This window comes from Microbacterium lushaniae, assembly GCF_008727775.1.
Taxonomy (GTDB): Bacteria; Actinomycetota; Actinomycetes; order Actinomycetales; family Microbacteriaceae; genus Microbacterium; species Microbacterium lushaniae.
In genome coordinates, this window is the sequence record NZ_CP044232.1 from 2,088,879 (window position 1) to 2,107,917 (window position 19,039).

Annotated in this window: 20 protein-coding genes; 2 read left to right on the forward strand and 18 right to left on the reverse strand. The window is 71.3% G+C overall.

What is annotated here, in order from left to right; all coding sequences use genetic code 11:
* Positions 1-32: 32 nt before the first annotated feature.
* The 8 genes from dprA to F6J85_RS09965 form a co-directional block, all read right to left on the reverse strand.
* Positions 33-1,202, reverse strand: a complete 1,170-nt coding sequence (gene dprA / locus F6J85_RS09930) for a DNA-processing protein DprA (RefSeq protein WP_150924846.1) — start codon at positions 1,200-1,202, stop codon at positions 33-35.
* Complete coding sequence (locus F6J85_RS09935) at positions 1,199-2,731, reverse strand: YifB family Mg chelatase-like AAA ATPase (RefSeq protein ID WP_150924847.1); 1,533 nt, start codon at positions 2,729-2,731, stop codon at positions 1,199-1,201. Before F6J85_RS09935 ends, dprA begins: the two co-directional genes overlap by 4 nt.
* A complete protein-coding gene (locus F6J85_RS09940; protein ID WP_150924848.1) occupies positions 2,728-3,090 on the reverse strand; it encodes a YraN family protein in 363 nt (120 codons plus the stop codon). The genes F6J85_RS09935 and F6J85_RS09940 overlap by 4 nt, the downstream gene beginning before the upstream one ends.
* Positions 3,091-3,186: 96 nt before the next feature.
* The gene (locus F6J85_RS09945) at positions 3,187-3,510 is read right to left on the reverse strand and encodes a DUF2469 family protein (protein ID WP_135067100.1); all 324 of its coding nucleotides are present in this window, start codon (positions 3,508-3,510) and stop codon (positions 3,187-3,189) included.
* Between the two features lie 63 nt (positions 3,511-3,573).
* Positions 3,574-4,233, reverse strand: coding sequence for a ribonuclease HII (locus F6J85_RS09950; RefSeq protein WP_150921914.1), 660 nt, complete (start codon positions 4,231-4,233; stop codon positions 3,574-3,576).
* Positions 4,230-4,994 carry a signal peptidase I gene (gene lepB / locus F6J85_RS09955; RefSeq protein WP_150924849.1) on the reverse strand — a complete coding sequence of 255 codons (765 nt, stop codon included), beginning with the start codon at positions 4,992-4,994 and terminating at the stop codon, positions 4,230-4,232. Before lepB ends, F6J85_RS09950 begins: the two co-directional genes overlap by 4 nt.
* A gap of 148 nt (positions 4,995-5,142) precedes the next feature.
* Entirely contained in the window at positions 5,143-5,490 is a 348-nt protein-coding gene (gene rplS, locus F6J85_RS09960) for a 50S ribosomal protein L19 (protein ID WP_135071207.1), read from the reverse strand.
* A 158-nt stretch (positions 5,491-5,648) separates the two neighbouring features.
* Entirely contained in the window at positions 5,649-6,146 is a 498-nt protein-coding gene (locus tag F6J85_RS09965) for an MFS transporter permease (protein ID WP_150924850.1), read from the reverse strand.
* Between the two features lie 107 nt (positions 6,147-6,253).
* Here F6J85_RS09965 and map point away from each other — a divergent pair, with 107 nt between their 5' ends.
* Positions 6,254-7,036 carry a type I methionyl aminopeptidase gene (gene map / locus F6J85_RS09970; RefSeq protein WP_150924851.1) on the forward strand — a complete coding sequence of 261 codons (783 nt, stop codon included), beginning with the start codon at positions 6,254-6,256 and terminating at the stop codon, positions 7,034-7,036.
* Between the two features lie 27 nt (positions 7,037-7,063).
* On the opposite strand, the gene trmD is transcribed toward map, so the two are convergent.
* Genes trmD through rpsP form a run of 4 tightly spaced genes read right to left on the reverse strand, consistent with a single transcriptional unit; the run spans position 7,064 to position 9,056 of the window.
* Positions 7,064-7,753, reverse strand: coding sequence for a tRNA (guanosine(37)-N1)-methyltransferase TrmD (gene trmD, locus F6J85_RS09975; RefSeq protein ID WP_150924852.1), 690 nt, complete (start codon positions 7,751-7,753; stop codon positions 7,064-7,066).
* 1 nt (position 7,754) lies between these two features.
* Positions 7,755-8,408, reverse strand: a complete 654-nt coding sequence (gene rimM, locus F6J85_RS09980) for a ribosome maturation factor RimM (protein ID WP_150924853.1) — start codon at positions 8,406-8,408, stop codon at positions 7,755-7,757.
* Positions 8,408-8,638 carry an RNA-binding protein gene (locus F6J85_RS09985; protein WP_135067122.1) on the reverse strand — a complete coding sequence of 77 codons (231 nt, stop codon included), beginning with the start codon at positions 8,636-8,638 and terminating at the stop codon, positions 8,408-8,410. The genes rimM and F6J85_RS09985 overlap by 1 nt, the downstream gene beginning before the upstream one ends.
* A gap of 4 nt (positions 8,639-8,642) precedes the next feature.
* Positions 8,643-9,056 (reverse strand): 30S ribosomal protein S16, encoded by a 414-nt coding sequence (gene rpsP, locus F6J85_RS09990; protein ID WP_150924854.1) that lies wholly within the window; start codon positions 9,054-9,056, stop codon positions 8,643-8,645.
* Between the two features lie 189 nt (positions 9,057-9,245).
* Between rpsP and F6J85_RS09995 the strand changes: the two genes are divergently transcribed.
* Positions 9,246-10,409 (forward strand): glutamate--cysteine ligase, encoded by a 1,164-nt coding sequence (locus tag F6J85_RS09995; RefSeq protein ID WP_150924855.1) that lies wholly within the window; start codon positions 9,246-9,248, stop codon positions 10,407-10,409.
* Between the two features lie 132 nt (positions 10,410-10,541).
* Here the strand turns inward: F6J85_RS09995 and F6J85_RS10000 are convergent, their stop codons facing one another.
* The 6 genes from F6J85_RS10000 to smc form a co-directional block, all read right to left on the reverse strand.
* On the reverse strand, positions 10,542-11,387 hold the full coding sequence (locus F6J85_RS10000; protein ID WP_150924856.1) for an endonuclease domain-containing protein: 846 nt from the start codon (positions 11,385-11,387) through the stop codon (positions 10,542-10,544).
* 211 nt (positions 11,388-11,598) lie between these two features.
* Positions 11,599-13,164 carry a signal recognition particle protein gene (gene ffh / locus F6J85_RS10005; RefSeq protein ID WP_150924857.1) on the reverse strand — a complete coding sequence of 522 codons (1,566 nt, stop codon included), beginning with the start codon at positions 13,162-13,164 and terminating at the stop codon, positions 11,599-11,601.
* A gap of 12 nt (positions 13,165-13,176) precedes the next feature.
* Positions 13,177-13,785 carry a TetR/AcrR family transcriptional regulator gene (locus tag F6J85_RS10010; protein WP_150924858.1) on the reverse strand — a complete coding sequence of 203 codons (609 nt, stop codon included), beginning with the start codon at positions 13,783-13,785 and terminating at the stop codon, positions 13,177-13,179.
* A gap of 83 nt (positions 13,786-13,868) precedes the next feature.
* Positions 13,869-14,369, reverse strand: a complete 501-nt coding sequence (locus F6J85_RS10015) for a DUF2004 domain-containing protein (protein WP_150921615.1) — start codon at positions 14,367-14,369, stop codon at positions 13,869-13,871.
* Between the two features lie 45 nt (positions 14,370-14,414).
* Positions 14,415-15,287 carry a signal recognition particle-docking protein FtsY gene (ftsY, locus tag F6J85_RS10020; RefSeq protein ID WP_150924859.1) on the reverse strand — a complete coding sequence of 291 codons (873 nt, stop codon included), beginning with the start codon at positions 15,285-15,287 and terminating at the stop codon, positions 14,415-14,417.
* 22 nt (positions 15,288-15,309) lie between these two features.
* A complete protein-coding gene (gene smc, locus F6J85_RS10025; RefSeq protein ID WP_150924860.1) occupies positions 15,310-18,837 on the reverse strand; it encodes a chromosome segregation protein SMC in 3,528 nt (1,175 codons plus the stop codon).
* Positions 18,838-19,039: the final 202 nt, after the last annotated feature.

Genomic DNA, 19,039 nt, shown 5'->3' on the forward strand with positions numbered 1-19,039 from the left:
CGTCGTCCGTGGGGGGCGGACGCGCGGGCGGGTCACCGGGTCGGCGCGCGCCGCCACCCGTCCCCGTCGGCCACGAGATCGCCCGACAGGGACGCCAGTCCCACGAGCGCCTCGACCTCGGCCACGGCGAGCCCGCTGCGGCGAGCCAGTTCCAGGGCGGGCACCGCGACACGCGTGCTCGCCGCATCCAGGAGGCGCGTGAGCTCGGCGGAGCGGCCCCCGGACAGGGCCGGGGCGGAGACGGAGAGTCCGAGAAGCTCGCGCACATCGTCGGCGCGGGTGATGCACACGCCGTCGAACTCCCGCAGGACGCGGTGCGCCCCCGCGGATGCGGCGCTGGTGACCGGTCCGGGAACCGCCCCGAGCGCGCGGCCGAGCGAGGCCGCGTGCGCGGCGGTGTTGAGCGAACCGCTGCGGGCCCCCGCTTCCACGATGATCGTGGCGTCGGACAGCGCCGCGATCAGCCGGTTTCTCGCGAGGAAGCGCCATTTGCTGGGCGCGGTGCCGCAGGGCGTCTCCCCCGCGACCACGCCGTGGCTTGCGATGCGCCGGATGAGGTCGGTGTGACCGGTCGGGTACGGGCGGTCGATACCGCCGGCCAGGAGCGCCACGGTGCGTCCGCCGGCGGACAGCGCCGCGCGATGGGCGACCCCGTCGATCCCGTACGCGGCGCCGGAGACCACGGTCACCCCGCCGCCGGCCAGGTCGGACGCCAGCTCCGCTGCGACGTGCTCGCCGTATCCGGTCGCCGCGCGGGCCCCCACCAAGGCGACGGCCGGGGTGGCGTCCCACTCGTCGGGTGTCCCCTGCATCCACAGGACGTGCGGCGCATGCTCGCCCAGGTCGTCCAGGCGCGCGGGCCACTCCGCGTCTCCGGGCACGACCAGGCGCGTGCCCGACCGGCGGGCTCGTTCCAGCGCCGTGGCGACGAGAGCGGGGTCGGCACGCGGCATCCATCGCTCCCGTGCGGCCGCCACATCCCGCGGCGACAGCGGCACCTCCTCCGTGTCGCCCGACAGGGCGTGCCGCAGCGCCGAGGCCGCACCCAGGTGGGCGATCAGCGCCCCGGCGACACGGTCGCCCGGCTCGGTGAGCACGCTCCACACGGCGCGGGCGTACACGTCGGCGGATGCGTCGGATGCCACGTGCACGCCGCGCAGCGCCGCGGCACAGGCGCCGGGCGACAGATCGAACCCCCTCATGCCATGACCCCCCTCTTGAGGAAGAGCGCCCGGCCGATGTCGGCCACATCCACGGTGGCGCGCCCGGCGAGGTCGGCGAGGGTCCAGGCGACCCGAAGGACGCGGTCGTACCCGCGCAGGGTGAGGGCGCCGCGGTGCAGAGCGGCATCCAGCGGGCGACGGACGATCGGTGCCAGGGCGAGCGGCCCCTGCCGCAGCCACGTCCCCGGTACATCGGCGTTGCGGCGCCACGGCGTGTCGGCCAGCCGCGCAACGGTGCGGTCGCGCGCGGCGAGCACCCGCTCGCGCGCGGCGGCACTGGTGGTGGCAGAAGGTGCGGCGTCACGGTGAGCGACGGAGACCCGCCGCAGCGACAGCTCGATGTCGATGCGGTCCAGCAGCGGTCCCGACAAGCGCCCGAGGTAACGGCGGATCGCGTGCGGCGGGCACACGCACGTGCCGCCGGGGACGCCGTACTGACCGCACGGGCACGGATTGGTGGCGAGCACCAGCTGGAACCGAGCGGGATACGACGCGTGCGCTCCGGCGCGGTGGATGGCGATCGTGCCGGACTCCAGTGGCTGACGCAGGGCATCCAGCGCGGAGGCGGCGAACTCTCCCGCTTCGTCGAGGAACAGCACGCCGCCGCTGGCGCGCGCGATGGCGCCGGGGCGCACGATGCGCGATCCCCCGCCCACGAGCGCGCCGACACTCGCACTGTGGTGGGGCGCCTCCCACGGGGGCGTACGGGAGAGGGCGGTCACGGACGCGCCCGCGAGCGAGCGCACGCACGCGGCGGTGAGCGCTGCATCGTCATCCAGCGGCGGCAGGATGCCCGGCAGCCGCCGGGCGAGCATCGTCTTGCCCGCACCGGGCGGTCCGCTCAGCAGCACGTGATGCCCGCCGGCGGCGGCGACCACCATCGCCTCGACCGCCTCGGGCTGTCCGATGACGTCCGCGAGGTCGGGCACCTCGTCGGACGCCACCGGCTCGACCCCGCCCAGTGCGGTGACGGCGTCGAGTTCGGGGGCATCGGTGGCCGCCCCGTGCCAGCGCAGCACGTCGGCCAGGCACACGGCGCCGAAGACCTCGATGCCGTCCACGAGCAGCGCCTCCTCCCGGTTCGCCCACGGCACGACGGCGCGGGTGACGCCGCTCCTGGCGGCGGCGAGCACGGCGGGGAGCACCCCGGGCAGCGGGCGCAGGCGGCCATCCAGGCCGAGCTCGCCGATGTGCACGGTCGCCGCCAACCGTGCCGCATCCAGGGGATGCTCCGTGGCCAGGGCGGCGACGGCGATCGCCACGTCGAAGCCCGAGCCGTGTTTGGGCACGCTCGCCGGGGAGAGGTTCACGGTCAGCCGACGCCGCGGAAGGGGCAGATTGCGGTTGGCGCACGCGTTGGTCACCCGCTGCACGGCCTCGCCGATCGCCTTGTCGGGGAGCCCGATGACCCGGAATCCGGGTGTCTGCGGCGTCAGATCCGCCTCGACCTCGACAACGGCGCCGTCGAGTCCCGACAGGGCGATCGAGAGCGTTCGCGCCGTGGTCACAATGCGTCCTCGAGATGCTCCAGCATCGCCGTGGCCGGGTCGATGCCGGTCAGGGCGATGGCGTCCACGCGCAGACGCCGGCCGCGCGCATCCGCCGGGTGTGCGGCGATCCACGCCAGTGCCAGTCGCCACAACCGGGCCCCTTTGCGCTCGTCGATGGCCTCGAGGGGATGCCCGAACGCCTCCGAGCGACGCGACTTGACCTCCACCACCACGAGGTCGCGCCCGCGCACCGCGACGAGGTCGATCTCGCCCTGCGGACACCGCCAATTGCGGTCGAGGACGGTGTACCCGTGCGCCCGCAGGTGCGCGGCGGCGCGTTCCTCGCCCGCCCTGCCGAAGTCGTCTTTGGCTGCCATGCGCCCAGCCTGCTCGTGCACGCACGGGCGGCTACGCGCTCGGGCGTCATCCGTGGACGGCGCGCGAAACGGCGGGCTTGGGGAGGAGAGGCGGGATCAGCCGTCGAGCGAGAGCTCTTCGGGAAGCTGGAAGTCGCGGCGCGACAACTCCTCGACGTTGACGTCCTTGAACGTGAGCACGCGCACGGACTTCACGAACCGGTCGGCCCGGTAGATGTCCCACACCCACACGTCGTTCATCGAGATCTCGAAGTAGAAATCGTGCTCGGTGTCGCGGCGCACGACGTTGACCTCGTTGGCGAGGTAGAACCTGCGCTCGGTCTCTATCACGTACTGGAACTGCGAGACGACGTCGCGATACTCGCGGTACAGCGCGAGTTCGAGTTCGCGGTCGTAGTCCTCGAAGACATCGTCATCCATGGTGTTTCCATCCTAGGGCGCGCCGTGCGGGTGCGGTGGGCCACGGCGCGTGGGCTCGGCGGGTCAGAACAGCGTCGGGGCGTCGGCGATCGCCCACGACTGGCGGTGATGCGGGCTCATCCCGTGCGCCCGGATCGCGTCGCGATGCTCGGGGCTGGCGTAGCCCTTGTTGCGCACCCACTGGTACGCCGGAGTCTCGTCGTGCAGGCCGGTCATCACGGCGTCTCGGGCGACCTTGGCGATGACGGATGCCGCGGCGGCGCTCGCGCAGTCGCGGTCGGCCTTGATCACCGGCGTGACGTGGAGCCCTGCCGCCCCGGCGGGGGTGATGTAGTCGTAGTTGCCGTCGAGGATCACGATCGCGTGCTCGGGGACGACACCGTGGCTGCGCAGATCGGCGATGGCCCGGATGGCCGCGAGCCCGAGCGCCCGCATGATCCCGACCTGGTCGATCTCCGCGGAACTCGCCCACCCCACGGCGCTGGCGGCGACCCACGACGACGCCCGCGCGGCCACCTCAGCACGCTTGGGCTCGGGCACGAGCTTGGAGTCGCGCAGCCCCGCGGGGATGCGCTTGCGCGAGCGCTCCGGGTCGATCACCGCCGCGCCGACCGCCACGGGTCCCGCGAGGGCGCCGCGGCCCACCTCGTCGCACGCGATGATCAGCGCGTGCTCCTTCAGCAGGCGCCGCTCGAGCGTGAGACGAGGTTCGACGACGGTCATGGCGCGTCCTCGGCGGAGGGGATGCCGGCGAAGACGTCATGGTGGAAGTCGATGGGACCGAAACGGCTCATCGGCCATGTCTTGAGGAACGCGCGGCCCACGACGTTCTCCAGCGGGACGAAGCCCTCCCCAGGCTGATCCTGGTTGTATCGCGAGTCTCGGGAGCTGTCGCGATTGTCGCCCAGGACCCACAGCGATCCCTCCGGCACGTCGATCTCGTACGGCACCGGCTCGGCGGCATTGCGGCCCGGCGGGAGGTTGAGGTAGTCGGTCTCGTCGATCGGGACGCCGTTCACGCTCACCTGACCGAGGGCGTTGCAGCACACGACGTGGTCGCCGGCGACACCGACGACCCGTTTGATGAGGTGATCGTCGCTGTCGGGCGCCGAGAGCCCCACGAGGGACAGCAGCCACTCCCCCGCCTCCACGATGGCCGGGCGGGGTGCTCTCACCGACGGTGGGAGCCATCCGCCCGGATCGCGGAAGACCACCACGTCGCCGCGCTCGTAGCCGCCGAAGCGCGGCGTCACCTCGTCGACGAGGATGCGGTCGTCCACGAGCAGCGTCTGCGCCATCGAGCCGGACGGGATGTAGAACGAACGCACGACGAAGGTCTTCACGAGGAACGACACCAGCAGTGCCACGACCATGATCACCACGACGTCGCGCAGGAAGATCAGCCAGCCGCGCCGGCGATCCTGCTCCCCGCCCACGGGACCGGCGGCCGCCGACGGGACGGATGCGGTCTGCTCGCTGCTCATGGGATCCTTCACCGGGCTCGCAGGGACGACGCGAACCGCCCGTCAAGCGTCGCACACCTGGCGCGCGCAGCGGGAATCCACCCAGCGGTTCAGCGGGAAACGCAGAACGCCCCGGCCGAAGCCGGGGCGTTCTCGGACGAAGCTGCGCTCAGCGGTCGCGCTTCTCCTTGATCTTGGCCTTCTTGCCGCGCAGGGCACGGAGGTAGTAGAGCTTGGCGCGGCGGACGTCACCGCGGGTCACGACCTCGATGTGGTCGATCACGGGGCTGTGCACCGGGAAGGTGCGCTCCACGCCCACCTGGAAGCTGATCTTGCGAACGGTGAAGGTCTCGCGCACACCGTCACCCGAGCGACCGAGCACGATGCCCTGGAAGATCTGGATACGAGAGCGGGTGCCCTCGGTGATGTTCACGTGCACCTTGACGGTGTCGCCGGGACCGAAGTCGGGGATGTCCGAACGGAGCGAGGCCGCGTCGACGGCATCGAGGATCTGCATGATCTTCTCTTCCTGCGACCGCCACAGGTCGATCGCACGATGGTTGGTGAGGTTTCGAGTGTGCCCGAGGCCGCGGGAACGCGGCGGACTCCCCTGTGGCAGAGCCGGTCAGGGCACAAGCATCCATTCTGCCATGGATGCGGTGGGCCCCCAAACCGTCAGGCGTCCGGCGTCCGCTCGACGACGACGATCACGGGCGTCTCGCTCGCCTTCGGCTGCGGCTGCTGCTGCGGCGGCGGAAGGTAGGCGGTGCCGTCGGCGGCGCGCAGGTACGCCCGCGCGCCGTCTCGCGCCTCACGGAACAACTGCCACAGCGTAAGCCAGAACAGGGCGACGGCGACGAACAGGGCCATGACGAGGACCGGGGCGAACCACGTCGCGCTGAACAGTCCCGTGGCGATGACGAGGGCATGCCAGACACCGAAACCCAGCACGTCCCACCACGACACGGCGCGCATGATGCGGACGCTGGAGCGCGCACGCACGAGGAACGCGAGGATCAGTTGGGCGACGAACACCGACGGCATCGCGAGGAACAGCACCCACAGCAGGGCCCAGCCGCTCGCGTCGAAGGCGATCCAGCCGGCCAGCAGCCACGCCGGAAGCACGACGGCAGCCGGGAACAACCACCAGAAGAACGCGCGACGAAGCCACATGCTCCGATGCTAACGCCGGGGTCGCGCGGCCGTCTCGGGCCCGGGCTTTCCCTCGGCATCCTCTCGGCTGGCACATGACCGACAATGGAGGGGACGGAAGGACACCCATGATCGAGTTGCGCACCCCGGCGGAGATCGAAGCGATGCGGCCGGCGGGCCGCTTCGTGGCGGAGGCGCTGGCGACCCTGCGTGATGAGACGAAGGTGGGCACCAACCTGCTCGCGATCGATCGGCGCGCGCACGACATGATCCGTCGCGCCGGTGCCCAGTCGTGCTACATCGACTACCACCCCTCGTTCGGGGCGAGCCCGTTCGGGAAGGTCATCTGCACGTCGATCAACGACGCCGTGCTGCACGGGCTGCCGCACGACTACGCGCTGCGCGACGGCGACCTGGTGACGCTGGATTTCGCCGTGTCGATCGACGGATGGGTCGCCGATTCGGCCGTGTCCTTCGTCGTGGGCACGCCCCGTGACGAAGACCTCGCGCTCATCGACACGACCGAGCGCGCGCTGGATGCCGCGATCGCCGCCGCCGTGGTGGGCAATCGCATCGGCGACATCTCGGCCGCCATCGCCGCCGTCGCGCACGGCGATGGGTACTCCATCAACACCGACTTCGGCGGCCACGGCGTCGGCCGGGAGATGCACGGCGACCCGCACGTGCCCAACGACGGCAAGCCGGGCCGGGGCTACCCGCTGCGCGCGGGCCTGGTCATGGCCCTGGAGCCGTGGTTCCTCGCCACCACCGACCGGCTCGTGACCGACCCGGACGGCTGGACGCTGCGCAGCGCCGACGGATCGCGCGGCGCCCACTCCGAGCACACGGTGGCGATCACCGCCGAGGGCCCCATCATCCTGACCGACCGGTCGTTCCTCGGCGTGGACTGAGCCCGCCGGGTCAACGCGCCGGCGCGCTCACTCGGCCAGGAGGTCGGGGCGGCGGAGGCGGGTGCGCTCCAGCTGCTGTTCGCGCCGCCACGCGGCGATGGCGCCGTGATTGCCGCTGAGCAGGATCGGCGGCACTTCCCGACCGCGCCACACGGCCGGCTTCGTGTACGACGGATACTCCAGGAGACCGTCCTCGTGCGACTCCTCCACGAGGCTCTGCGGGTTGCCGACGACGCCGGGGACGAGTCGCCCGATGGCTTCGATCATGGCCATCGCCGCGACCTCTCCGCCGTTGAGGACGTAGTCGCCCAGGCTGATCAGCCGCACCTCGCCGAGGCTCGCCGCCTCCGCGAACACGCGCTCGTCGATCCCCTCGTAGCGGCCGCATCCGAAGACCAGGTGCGGCGCGTGCGCGAGTTCGCGGGCGGTTGACTGGCGGAAGACCTCGCCGGCCGGAGACGGGAACACGAACACGGGGCGCTCGGACGTGTCGCGTGCGATGTCATCGAGCGCCTCGCCCCACGGCTCGGGTTTCATGACCATGCCGGCCCCGCCACCGTAGGGGGTGTCGTCGACGGTGCGGTGGCGGTCGTGGGTCCAGTCGCGCAGGTCGTGCACGCGGATGTCGAGAAGGCCGGCGCCGCGGGCCTTGCCCAGCAGCGAGACCTCGAGCGCGTCGAAGAAGGACGGGAAGATCGAGACGACGTCGATGCGCACGTCAGTCCTCCCGGTGATCGTCCTCGTCGGGCGTCGCGTCGGCTGCCTCGGCCTTCGTATCGGCGGGCTCCGGTTCGTCGTCCGCCGCGGGAGGCAGGTCTTCGAACAGCCCTGGCGGCGGAGTGACCACCACACGCCCGGCGGTGACGTCGACCTCGGGGACGATCGCCTTGACGAAGGGCACGAGCACTTCGCGCTCCCCCACCGTCACGGTCAGCAGATCCTGCGCGGGCATGTGATCCACGCGGGCCACGCGTCCGACCACCTCGCCGTCGCGCACGACGTCCAGGCCCACCAGCTGGTGGTCGTACCACGCGTCGTCTTCGGCGGGAGCGGATGCGGCATCCTCATCGATCCAGAGGATGGCGCGGACGAGCTCCTCCGCGCCGGAACGGTCGTCCACGCCCTCGAAGAACGCGACCGCGTGGCTGTTCATCCACCGGAATTCCCGCACCGTGAGCGTCTTGCCGTGCCACGGCGAGGACGTCGGCACCTGCAGCGTGAACGTCGCGCCCGGGACGAACCGGCCGTCGGGGTCATCGGTGTACAGCTCGAGCTTGAGGGCGCCCTTGAGCCCGTGCGCCTTGACCAGCCGGCCCACGCGCAGCTGTGTGCGCGGCGGCTTGGCGGGACGGGACTGTGCTGCGTCCGACATCAGTCGTCGGCGACGTCGACGCGGACGCGACGACCGTCCGCGAGCGCCGAGATGAGAGTGCGCAGTGCCTTGGCCGTGCGTCCGCCGCGCCCGATCACGCGCCCCCGGTCGTCCGGGTGCACGCGCACCTCCAGCACGTCGCCACGCGGGGACGTGCTGGAGCGGATGGTCACGTCGTCGGGGTGATCCACGATCCCCTTGACGACGTGCTCGAGCGCGGCGGCCAGCAACGGATTACTCGGAGTCGGACGCCACGGCGGCGTCGTCGGCAGCGGCGTCGGCCGCGGGGGCCTTCTTCTCCGCCTTGGGCTTGACGACGGACTTCTTGGACGAGTCGATCTCGAACGGCGCCTTCGGCTCGGCGACGCGCACCTTCGAGGCGGTGTCCTTCTCGCCCTTGAACTTGGCCCAGTCGCCGGTGAGCTTCAGCAGCGCGGCGACCTGCTCGGTCGGCTGCGCGCCGACACCGAGCCAGTACTGCGCGCGGTCGGAGTCGACCTCGATGAACGAGGGCTCCTCGGTGGGGTGGTACTTGCCGATCTCCTCGATGACACGACCATCGCGCTTGGTGCGCGAGTCGGCGACGACGATGCGGTAGTAGGGCGCGCGGATCTTTCCGAGACGCTTGAGACGGATCTTGACAGCCACGATTCTCCTGGTGGTATGGATGGTGACGAACCGGTCGCCGGAGTGGGGTACGCATCCGGCGGAAGCTCAAATGGTCGGACCGGGGCTGGATAGAGGGTCGAGCACACGGTCCAGCCCTCTATTCTGCCAGACATCCGGGGATGCTGCGAAACGCGCGGCCGCTGTGCATCCCCATGTCAGACTGTGGCCATGACGGTCCCGTTCGCGCCCTCTGCACGTTCGTCGGTCGGGATCGAGTGGGAATTGATGCTCGCCGACCGCGAAAGCGGTGATCTCGTCCCCCGCGCACCCGACATCGTCGAGCCGCTGGAAGAGAGCACGAAGCTCGAGCGCTTCACCATCACGCAGGAGCTGCTCACCAACACGATCGAGCTCACCAGCGGCGTGGGCGACACCGTGGCCGCCGCCGTGGACGACATCGCCGACGCGATCGCCGCCGTACGCACGCAGACCGAGCCGCTCGGCGTCGAGCTCCTGTGCGCCGGAAGCCACCCGTTCGCGCAGTGGTACGACCAGCAGGTGACGGACAAGACCCGCTACCACAGGCTCATCGAGCGCACCCAGTGGTGGGGGCGGAACATGCTCATCTGGGGCATCCACGTGCATGTGGGCGTCGAAGACGTCAACAAGGTCTTCCCCCTCATCGACGCCCTGTCGGTGTACCTGCCGCACCTGCAGGCGCTGTCGGCGTCGAGCCCGTTCTGGGCGGGAGAGCGCACCGGCTACGCGTCGAACCGGGCGCTGGTCTTCCAGCAGCTGCCGACGGCGGGGCTGCCCTGGCAGCTGGAGAACTGGGCGCAGTACGAGGCGTACCTGGACGACATGATGCGCACCGGCGTGATGGCCGACGCGACCGAGGTGCGGTGGGACATCCGCCCCGCACCGCGGTGGGGCACGATCGAGATCCGCGCGTGCGACGGGATGTCGACCCTCCCCGAGCTCGCTGCCGTCGCGGCCCTCGCCCAGACGCTCGTGGAACGCTTCTCCCGCGACCTCGACGAAGGGCGGCCGATCCCCCGCATCCCGCCGTGGTACATCCGGGAGAACAAGTGGCGCGCAGCCCGGTACGGCCTGGGCGCGCGCATCATCGTCGACGCCGAGGGCACGCAGGCCCCCGTCGTGGAGCACCTGCGCGAGACGATCGACGGGATCGCCGACATCGCCGTGGAGCTGAAGTGCGGGCGCGAACTCGCCGCGCTGGAGACGATCCTGAGCACCGGCGGGAGCTCGGCTCGTCAGATCGCCGTGGCCGAGGCCGCCGACGGCGATCTGCGCGAGGTCGCGCAGCACCTGATCCGGGAGTTCCGCAGCGGCCCGACCCTCCGCGAGCACCTGCGCACCTTCGCCTCCTGACCCCGGCCCCGGCCCCGGCCCCGCCCGGGCCCCCGATTCAGGAGAATCGCCGGATTCAGGACCCAATTCGCTCCGTTGCTCCTGATCTCGGCGATTCTCCTGAATCCGGTGAGCAGCGGCGGGCGGTCGTGATCAGCGAGCGGCGACGTGGAGGCGCTGCGCGATGGCGAGCACCACGGTCTCCTCGACGTACGCCCAGTCGAACAGCACCTGCTGGAAGTCGAACCGGAGCACCGTGTAGCCGCGGAGCCGGAGTCGAGCGTCGTGCGCGATGTCCCGCCGGCGGTCCGCGGCCCGGTGATGCGCGAAGCCGTCCAGCTGCACCACGAGCCGCTCCCCGATGAGCACGTCCACGGGGTGGCCATCCAGCCAGATCTGCTGGCGCACGGCGACCCCGAGGGCACGCATGCCCGCGATGAAACGGGACTCGAGTCCGGAATCCGAGAGGAAGGATGCCGCGTCGGCCAACTCCCGCGCCGCGGGGCTTCCCCACTGAACGGCCTGCAGAACGGCCGCGTCGGCGAGCCGCACCCGTAAAGCGGACTCCCACACGACCATCGCCTCCGTGCGTGGAAGACACCGCGCCGCATGAAACAGCACGTTGACGAGCGGGTCTTCGTTCGACGTCGCGGCCACCGGCGCGGGCCCCGCGCCCCAGTGCACGACGAGGCCGGCCGCGTCGAAACGAGCGGCGTTCGAGGCGACGGCGACGTGCACCCCGTCGTGGTTCGGAACCCACAGCCCGAGGAGGACGGCCTGCGTGACACACGTCGTCCGGCCGCTGACCGCCGCTGCCGCCGCCCGCCGGGGATCGGCGTCGGGTGCGACGACCCAAGAACGGCGAACGCGGCGCAGCAACCCGAGTTCCACGGCGCGAGCGACGTCAAGCTTGCTGAATCCGGCGGCGCGTGCGGCCGACGTGTGGGCCACGCCGTTGCGCTCGCGGACCCACTGCAGGAGTGCGAGGTGTCGAGACATGTCCCGAGAGTGCCGCCGGGCCGCCGCCGGTCGGCACCTCGGCGCGGGATCCGTGGAGAGGACGCGCCGATCGCCACGTGGGGAGGAGGCTCCGCCGCATCCGAGTTCAGGAGATCTGCCCGGATCAGGACGCCTGGGGCCGATGCCGGCCTGAATTCGGCGAATCCCCTGAATCCGGGCGCGGGGACGGAGGGACGGAGGGGCGGGCGGGTCAGCCGCGGCCGAGGAGCTTCTGCAGTTCGGCGAGGTCGGCCTCGCTCGGCTCGGCCGCACCGGCGCCGCCGCCGAGGCCGAAGCCCGACCCGGTCGGGGCTGCGGGGCCGGATGCGGCCAGGCCGGCGTTCTCCGCGGCCCGCTTGGCCGGGTTACCCGACCGCGATCCCTTGGATTTCTGCTGCTTGCCGCGCTTGGACGACGCTCCGGGGCGACCGGCGCCGGGGACCGGACCCATCCCGGGGATGTTCGGCACACCGCCGCGGGCCATGGTCTTCATCATCTTCGCGGCCTGCTCGAACCGCTGCACGAGGGAGTTCACGTCGGTCACGGTCATACCCGAACCGCGCGCGATCCGCAGGCGTCGCGAGCCGTTGAGCAGCTTCGGGTTGCGCCGCTCGGCGGGCGTCATGGAGCGGATGATCGCCTCGGTGCGGTCGATCTCGCGTTCGTCGAAGTTCTCCAGCTGCTGCTTCATGGAGCCGACACCCGGGAGCATCCCGAGCATCTTCTTCATGGAGCCCATCTTCTTCATCTGCTGCATCTGCTCGAGGAAGTCCTCGAGCGTGAAGGTCTCCGTCGCGAGCTTCTCGGCGACCTTCATCGCCTCGGTCTCGTCGAAGGCCGACTGGGCCTGCTCGATGAGGGTCAGGATGTCGCCGAGGTCGAGGATGCGCGACGCCATGCGGTCGGGGTGGAACGGCTCGAAGTCCTCGAGTCCCTCTCCCGTGGAGGCGTAGATGATGGGGCGGCCGGTGACGGATGCGACGGACAGGGCCGCGCCGCCGCGGGCGTCGCCGTCGAGCTTGGACAGCACCACGCCGGTGAAATCGACGCCCTCCTGGAACGCCTTGGCGGTGTTGACGGCGTCCTGACCGATCATCGCGTCGATGACGAACAGGACCTCATCCGGGTTGGTCGCGCGGCGGATGTCGGCGGCCTGCTTCATCAGCTCGGCATCCACGCCGAGGCGTCCGGCGGTGTCGATGATGACGGTGTCGTGCTGCTGGCGGCGCGCGTACTCGACGCCGTCACGCGCGACCTTCACGGGGTCGCCGACGCCGTTGCCCGGCTCGGGGGCGTAGATCGCCGCCCCGGCGCGCTCGGCCACCACCTGCAGCTGGTTCACGGCGTTGGGGCGCTGCAGGTCTGCTGCGATCAGGAGCGGCGTGTGCCCCTCCTTCTCCAGCGAGCGCGCGAGCTTGCCGGCGAAGGTCGTCTTCCCCGAGCCCTGGAGGCCGGCGAGCATGATGATCGTCGGCGGGTTCTTGGCGAACTGCAGGCGACGCTGCTGCCCGCCGAGGATGCCGACGAGCTCCTCGTTGACGATCTGCACGACCTGCTGGGCGGGGTTGAGCGCACGATTGACCTCGTCGCCGAGGGCGCGCTCGCGCACCGCCGCGGTGAAGTCCTTCACCACCGGCAGCGCCACGTCGGCCTCGAGGAGGGCGCGACGGATCTCGCGGACCGTTCCGTCCACGTCCGCGGGCGTGAGCTGGCCCTTCTTGCGGAGGTTGCGGAAGGTGTCGGTGAGCCGATCGGAGAGCGTGCCGAAGGTAGCCATGATGCGGCAAGTTTACGCGAGCGCGCCGTCCGCCTGGTCGAGGCTGTCGGCGCGCGGCACGACCGCCAGTGCGGCGGCCAGCACATCGGCAAGCTCCGTCCTGCCGGGGCCCCGCACGGCCCACCGCCAGATGGCCGCGAGCACGGCGCCCCCGTACGCTGCCCCGACCACGTCGGCGTGGAGCGCATCGACGCCCTCGCGCCGGAGCCGCTCGGCGATCGCCTCCGCGATGCGCGCCCTGCGCACCCCCGCCTCACGCTGGAGGTCGTCGCGGATGCCCATCGCCTCGGACTGCGCCGCCGCCAGCGCAAGGCTGTCGGGGCGGAAACCGTCGGCGAGGGCGGCCACGGCGCTGCGCACCTCGGCGTCCGCGTCGCCCGCAGGCTGGTCGCGCAGGCGTCGCGTCAGCGCGAGGATGCGTTCATCCAGCGCCGCCCACAGCACGTCGCCCTTCGTGGCGAAGTAGTTGAAGAAGCTCGAGCGGCTCACACCCGCGCGCGTGGTGATGTCGGACACCGAGGTGGCGTCATACCCCTGCTCGAGGAACAGTTCGCATGCGGCTTCGGCGAGGATCTCGCGGGACGAGGCCCTCGGGCGTCCGCTGCGTCCCTCTGCCGGCATCCCCCCAGGCTAGTCCGCACCGCCCGGGGATCGTCGGACGCTTGGACGCGCTCAGCGACCGACCCCTCCCGGCAGAGGCACCGTCAGTCGGCGCTGGTGACCGACTGGACGTGCCCGTCGGAGGCGAGGTTCACCAGGAGCACGTCGTCGGTCGCGTCGGGATCGAGCGCGTACTCGAGCACCGCGAAAGGCTCGCTGCCGCCGTGCTCGTCGGCGAGGATGGTCATGCTCATCAGCTGCAGCGAGCGGATGACGTCCACGTGCACGTCACCGGAGACATCGACCATGAGGTCCTCCAGCTCATCGCCCAGCACCTGCTGCTGCTGGAGGATGTACTCGATCACCTCGCTCGTGCGGTCATCGAGCTCGGACACCATGGCGTTGCGGGCCGTGCGGTCGATCGCCTCCAGAGACGACACCATCGCCGCCGCAACATCCAGCGCGCCCTGCGACACGTCGTCCTGATCGGGCGCGGTCAGGTCGACCGTCACCGTCTGGTCGCCCAATTCGACGTTCTCGGACCAGAAGATGGATCCGTCCGGGCCCGACTCGAGGAGTCCGAAGAAGTCGTGCTCGATCGCCATGGCCCTATGAAACCAGTCCCTTCCGTACTGCGATAGTCGCCGTGGTCAGTCCACGAGCGACGCGGCGAAGACATGCGGCGTGAACCCGGTGAGGTCGCCGATCCCTTCGCCCTGGCCGAGGAGTTTCACCGGGATGCCGGTGCGCTCCTGAACGGCCAGGATGAACCCGCCCTTGGCGGACCCGTCGAGCTTGGTGATGACCAGCCCGGTGACGCCCGCGTGCTCGAGGAAGGCCTGCGCCTGCATGACGCCGTTCTGCCCGGTGGTGGCATCCAGCACGAGCAGCACCTCGCTGATGGGGGCCTGCTTCTCGATCACGCGGCGGATCTTGCCGAGCTCGTCCATGAGCCCGCCCTTGGTGTGCAGGCGCCCTGCGGTGTCGACCAGGACGATCTCGGTGCCGGTCTCCTTCGCGTAGGCGATGGTCTGGAAGGCGACGGATGCGGGGTCCTGACCCTCGTGCTGGGGCCGGACGATCGCCGCTCCCCCGCGTTCGGCCCACGTCGCCAGCTGGTCGACGGCGGCGGCGCGGAACGTGTCGGCGGCCCCGACCACGACCGACCTGCCGTAGCGCTGGAGGAACTTCGCGAACTTGCCGATGGTCGTCGTCTTGCCCACGCCGTTGACCCCGACCACGAGCACGACGGCGGGACGCTCGGTGAGGCGCAGCGTCGTGTCGAACTTCGCGAAGTGCTCCTCCAGGGTCTCCCGCAGCATCCGCTGGAGATCACGCGGGTCTGTCGTGTGGAACCGCTCGACCTTCTCCCGCAGCTCGTCGACGATGCGCTCGGTGATGTCGGGTCCGAAGTCGGCGGTGAGCAGCGCCGTCTCGAGGGCTTCCCACGTCGTCTCGTCGATCGTGGGCTTGACGAACAGTCCGCGCAGCGCGCGACCGAGCGACCAGGAGTTCTCCGCCATGCCTCCAGCCTACGGGCCGCGGTCAGGCCGACGCGCGGTCGCCGACGCGCTGGCCCACGACCGCCGAGACGCCGTCCTGGCGCATCGAGACGCCGTAGAGGGCATCGGCGATCTCCATCGTGCGCTTCTGGTGGGTGATGACGATGAGCTGGCTGCTCTCGCGCAGGCGCTCGAAGACGCCGAGGAGCCGGCCGAGGTTGGCGTCGTCGAGGGCGGCCTCCACCTCGTCGAGGATGTAGAAGGGGCTCGGCCGGGCTTGGAAGATCGACACCAGGAAGGCCACCGCCGCCAGCGACCTCTCGCCGCCGGAGAGCAGCGAGAGCCGCTCGATCTTCTTGCCCACGGGACGCACCGAGACCTCGATCCCGGTCGTCAGCGGCGAATCCGGGTCGGTGAGGGTGATGCTGCCGGTCCCGCCGGGGAAGAGGATGGGGAACACCTCCGCGAACGCGGCCTTGGTGTCTTCGAAGGCCGCGACGAAGATGGTCTGCATCCGCTCGTCGAGCTCGTCGATGATGGTCAGCAGGTCTTTGCGCGTCTGCGTGAGGTCGCCCAGCTGCTCCGTGAGGAACGCGTGACGCTGCTCGAGGGCCGCGTACTCCTCCAACGCGAGCGGGTTCACGCGCCCGAGCTGGGAGAGCTTTCTCTCGGCGTCGGCGAGGCGGCGCTTCTGTGCCGCGCGGTCGAACGCGACCGGCGGCGGCGCGTCTTCGCCCTCGGCGGCGGGCGCATCGGAGGGGATCGGCTGGTCGGGGCCGTATTCCCGAACGAGAATATCCTCGTCGAGGCCCAGTTCGGAGTGCACGCGCTCGAGCAGGCTCGTCACGTGCAGACGCTTCTCGTGGATCTGCAGCTCGAGGCCGTGCACGTTCTCGGTGAGCGCGCCCAGGCGATCGCGCAGGGCGGCCTCCTGGCTGCGAGCCTGGGCGAGTTCGGCCGTCACCGCCGTGCGTGCCGACTCGGCCGCGGCCAGGTCCACGCGCGCCTGACTGACCGAGCGGTCGACGGAGTCCAGAAGCGCGGGAAGCTGGGCTGCCACATCGGCGGCGATCTCCCGCTGCGCACGCCGCACGACGGCGCGGCGGGCCGCTTCCTCGGCGGCCGCGCGTTCACGTTCGCGCTGGCGTTCGAGCTGGATGACGCGGGCCTCGCCCGCACGCACGCGCTCGCGGAGCGTCTCGACGTCCAGCCGCGCGCGCATCTCGGTGTCGCGCGCCTGTTCGAGGGCTGCGAGCAGGCCGTCGCGGGCTGAGGCATCCAGGATCGGGCGCGGCGCCTCCAGCGCTCGCTCGAGCGCGCCTCCGGCCGCGCGCTCCGCGGCCTCCGCGTCGGCCACGGCGGCCTGCGCCTGGGCGAGTCCGGCCTGAAGCCGCTCGCATTCGGCGACGGCAGCCTCGTGGCGGACGGTGGCGCGGTTGACCTTCTCCGCGTGGGCGGCGAGGGCGGCGTCCTGTGCGCGGAGCGCGTTCAGCGTCTCTCGCGCGCGCTGGCGTGCCGAGTCCTGCGCGGCCACCGCATCCACCAGCGCCTCGCGCAGCGAGTCGGCGATGACGGTCACCTCGGTCAGGCGCTCCGCCGCAGCGTCGCGCTCGGCGGCCAGTTCGAGGCGTGAGCGCCCGGCACCCGAGCCGGCGCGCACGGTCACGGCCGTGACGACCTCGCCGGCGCGCGTGACGATCGTGAAGGGGGCCGGTGCGTCCCCGAGCTCGGCGAGGGCGGCGCGGGCGGCAGGCAGATCGTCGGCCACGAGCACCCACGACAGCAGCGCCCTCACCCCGTCGGGGGCGGTGACGACGTCGGCGGCCGCGACGACCCCTGCGATCGCGGGCGGCTCGGCGCGGCGGGCGCTGGTCTGCGCGGTGAGGATGTCGACGACTCCCAGGTCGCCGTCGCGCGCGAGGAGCGCCGTGGCGAAGGCGTTGTCGCGCGTTTCCACGAGGAGGCCTTCGGCCAGCGGGCCGAGAGCCGCAGCGACGGCGGCTTCGAAGCCCGCACGGACTTTCACCGCGTCGCTGACGAGCCCGCGGATGCCGGCTCCTCCCCCGGCCACGAGCTCGGCGGCGGCGTTGCGCACATCCAATGCGCGGCCCAGCGCGGTGGTCTGCGCCGTGAGCGCCTCCACCTCGCGTTCGGCGGCGTGGAGCCGTTCGCGCAGCCCCGCCACGGCCGTCTCGGCCTCGTGGGCTTCCCGCTGCGCGCGTTCGTATGCGGCCGAATGCTCGGCGGCCGACTCCTCGGGCGCGAACTCGGGTTCGAGCCCCTCCCGCTCGGCCTCGGCTTCGGCGCGACGCAGGAGCGCGGCATCCAGCGCCCGCTGCTGACGCTCGACGGCGGATCGCACGGCCCCCAGGGCGGATGCTGCGGCCTCGGCCGTGCCGCGCAGCGCGGTGATGCGCATGTCGTGCTCCGAGACCAGCGCGCTCTGGGCGGCGATGTCCACGTCGAGGGCATCGAGTTCGGCGCGGGCGCGGGTGACGGCGCGGGCGGCCTGGGCGGCGGCATCCTGCGCGTCTCCCAGCCCCGCGGAGATCTCGTCGATCTCGGCGCGGGCGTCATCGATCATGCCCCGCGAGACGGTGGCGGAGAACCCGCCGGGGTCGTCGTCGTCCGCCGAGAGGAGGGTGAGCCGCTGGCCGGCGAGGGAGTACAGTCCGCGCAGCCGCTCCTGCACCTGCTGCAGCGAGAACGCCACCCGCCGCGCACGGTCGACCGCTTCGGACCGCTGGTCGTTCTCGAGCCGCTCGATGCGCACCCGCAGGTTCTCGGCCTGGTCCTGGAGCACGACCCGTTCGGTGTGCCGCTCGTTCTCGGCCCGGGCGTGATCGGCCAGCTGCGTGCGCAGCGCCACGAGCTCGTCGGCGAACAGGCGGGCCTTCGCGTCTCGGACGACAGCGGCGATCGTCGCCGCCTCCCGGGCGATCTCCGCCTGGCGCCCGAGAGGCTTCAGCTGGCGGCGCAGCTCGCCGGCCAGATCGCTCAGGCGCGTGAGGTTCGTCTCCATCGCCTCGAGCTTGCGGAGGGTCTTCTCCTTGCGGCGACGGTGCTTGAGGATGCCGGCCGCCTCCTCGATGAACCCGCGTCGGTCCTCCGGCGTGGCCTGCAGCACGCTGTCGAGGCGTCCCTGCCCGATGATGACGTGCATCTCGCGGCCGAGGCCGGAGTCGCTCAGGAGTTCCTGCACGTCCAGGAGGCGGCAGGTCTCGCCGTTGATCGCGTATTCGCTCGCCCCGTTGCGGAACAGCGTGCGACTGATCGTGACCTCGGCGTACTCGATGGGCAGCGCGCCGTCGCTGTTGTCGATGGTCAACTGCACTTCGGCCCGGCCGAGCGGTCCTCGCGTGGAGGTGCCGGCGAAGATGACGTCCTCCATCTTGCCGCCGCGGAGGGTCTTCGCGCCCTGCTCGCCCATGACCCACGCGAGCGCGTCGACGACGTTGGACTTACCGGAGCCGTTGGGCCCGACGATGCAGGTCACGCCCGGCTCCAGAGCGAAGGTCGTCGGCTGGGCGAACGACTTGAAGCCCTTGAGCGTGACGCTCTTCAGGTGCATGGATGCGCCTTCCCGGCCGGGTTCCTCACCGGCTCACGGTACCCGAACGTGTCTGAGAACCCGGCGCGGCGTGCCGTGCGGACGCGCTGCCGCCGGCTCCGACACGCCCGGAAGCAGGGGCTTCCTGAGAAAACGCTTGACGTGGCCGCCCGCGCGCGCTAACGTCTCAGATCGCGTCTGAAGTCGAGAGGAGGTCACAGCC

Bases quoted from the DNA above. Each gene is read 5' to 3' on its own strand.
- dprA (WP_150924846.1), bottom strand. From the start codon at position 1,202: ATGAGGGGGTTCGATCTGTCGCCCGGCGCCTGTGCCGCGGCGCTGCGC.
- F6J85_RS09940 (WP_150924848.1), bottom strand. From the start codon at position 3,090: ATGGCAGCCAAAGACGACTTCGGCAGGGCGGGCGAGGAACGCGCCGCC.
- F6J85_RS09945 (WP_135067100.1), bottom strand. From the start codon at position 3,510: ATGGATGACGATGTCTTCGAGGACTACGACCGCGAACTCGAACTCGCG.
- F6J85_RS09950 (WP_150921914.1), bottom strand. From the start codon at position 4,233: ATGACCGTCGTCGAACCTCGTCTCACGCTCGAGCGGCGCCTGCTGAAG.
- lepB (WP_150924849.1), bottom strand. From the start codon at position 4,994: ATGAGCAGCGAGCAGACCGCATCCGTCCCGTCGGCGGCCGCCGGTCCC.
- rplS (WP_135071207.1), bottom strand. From the start codon at position 5,490: ATGCAGATCCTCGATGCCGTCGACGCGGCCTCGCTCCGTTCGGACATC.
- F6J85_RS09965 (WP_150924850.1), bottom strand. From the start codon at position 6,146: ATGTGGCTTCGTCGCGCGTTCTTCTGGTGGTTGTTCCCGGCTGCCGTC.
- map (WP_150924851.1), top strand. From the start codon at position 6,254: ATGATCGAGTTGCGCACCCCGGCGGAGATCGAAGCGATGCGGCCGGCG.
- rimM (WP_150924853.1), bottom strand. From the start codon at position 8,408: ATGTCGGACGCAGCACAGTCCCGTCCCGCCAAGCCGCCGCGCACACAG.
- F6J85_RS09995 (WP_150924855.1), top strand. From the start codon at position 9,246: ATGACGGTCCCGTTCGCGCCCTCTGCACGTTCGTCGGTCGGGATCGAG.
- F6J85_RS10000 (WP_150924856.1), bottom strand. From the start codon at position 11,387: ATGTCTCGACACCTCGCACTCCTGCAGTGGGTCCGCGAGCGCAACGGC.
- ffh (WP_150924857.1), bottom strand. From the start codon at position 13,164: ATGGCTACCTTCGGCACGCTCTCCGATCGGCTCACCGACACCTTCCGC.
- F6J85_RS10010 (WP_150924858.1), bottom strand. From the start codon at position 13,785: ATGCCGGCAGAGGGACGCAGCGGACGCCCGAGGGCCTCGTCCCGCGAG.
- F6J85_RS10015 (WP_150921615.1), bottom strand. From the start codon at position 14,369: ATGGCGATCGAGCACGACTTCTTCGGACTCCTCGAGTCGGGCCCGGAC.
- ftsY (WP_150924859.1), bottom strand. From the start codon at position 15,287: ATGGCGGAGAACTCCTGGTCGCTCGGTCGCGCGCTGCGCGGACTGTTC.
- smc (WP_150924860.1), bottom strand. From the start codon at position 18,837: ATGCACCTGAAGAGCGTCACGCTCAAGGGCTTCAAGTCGTTCGCCCAG.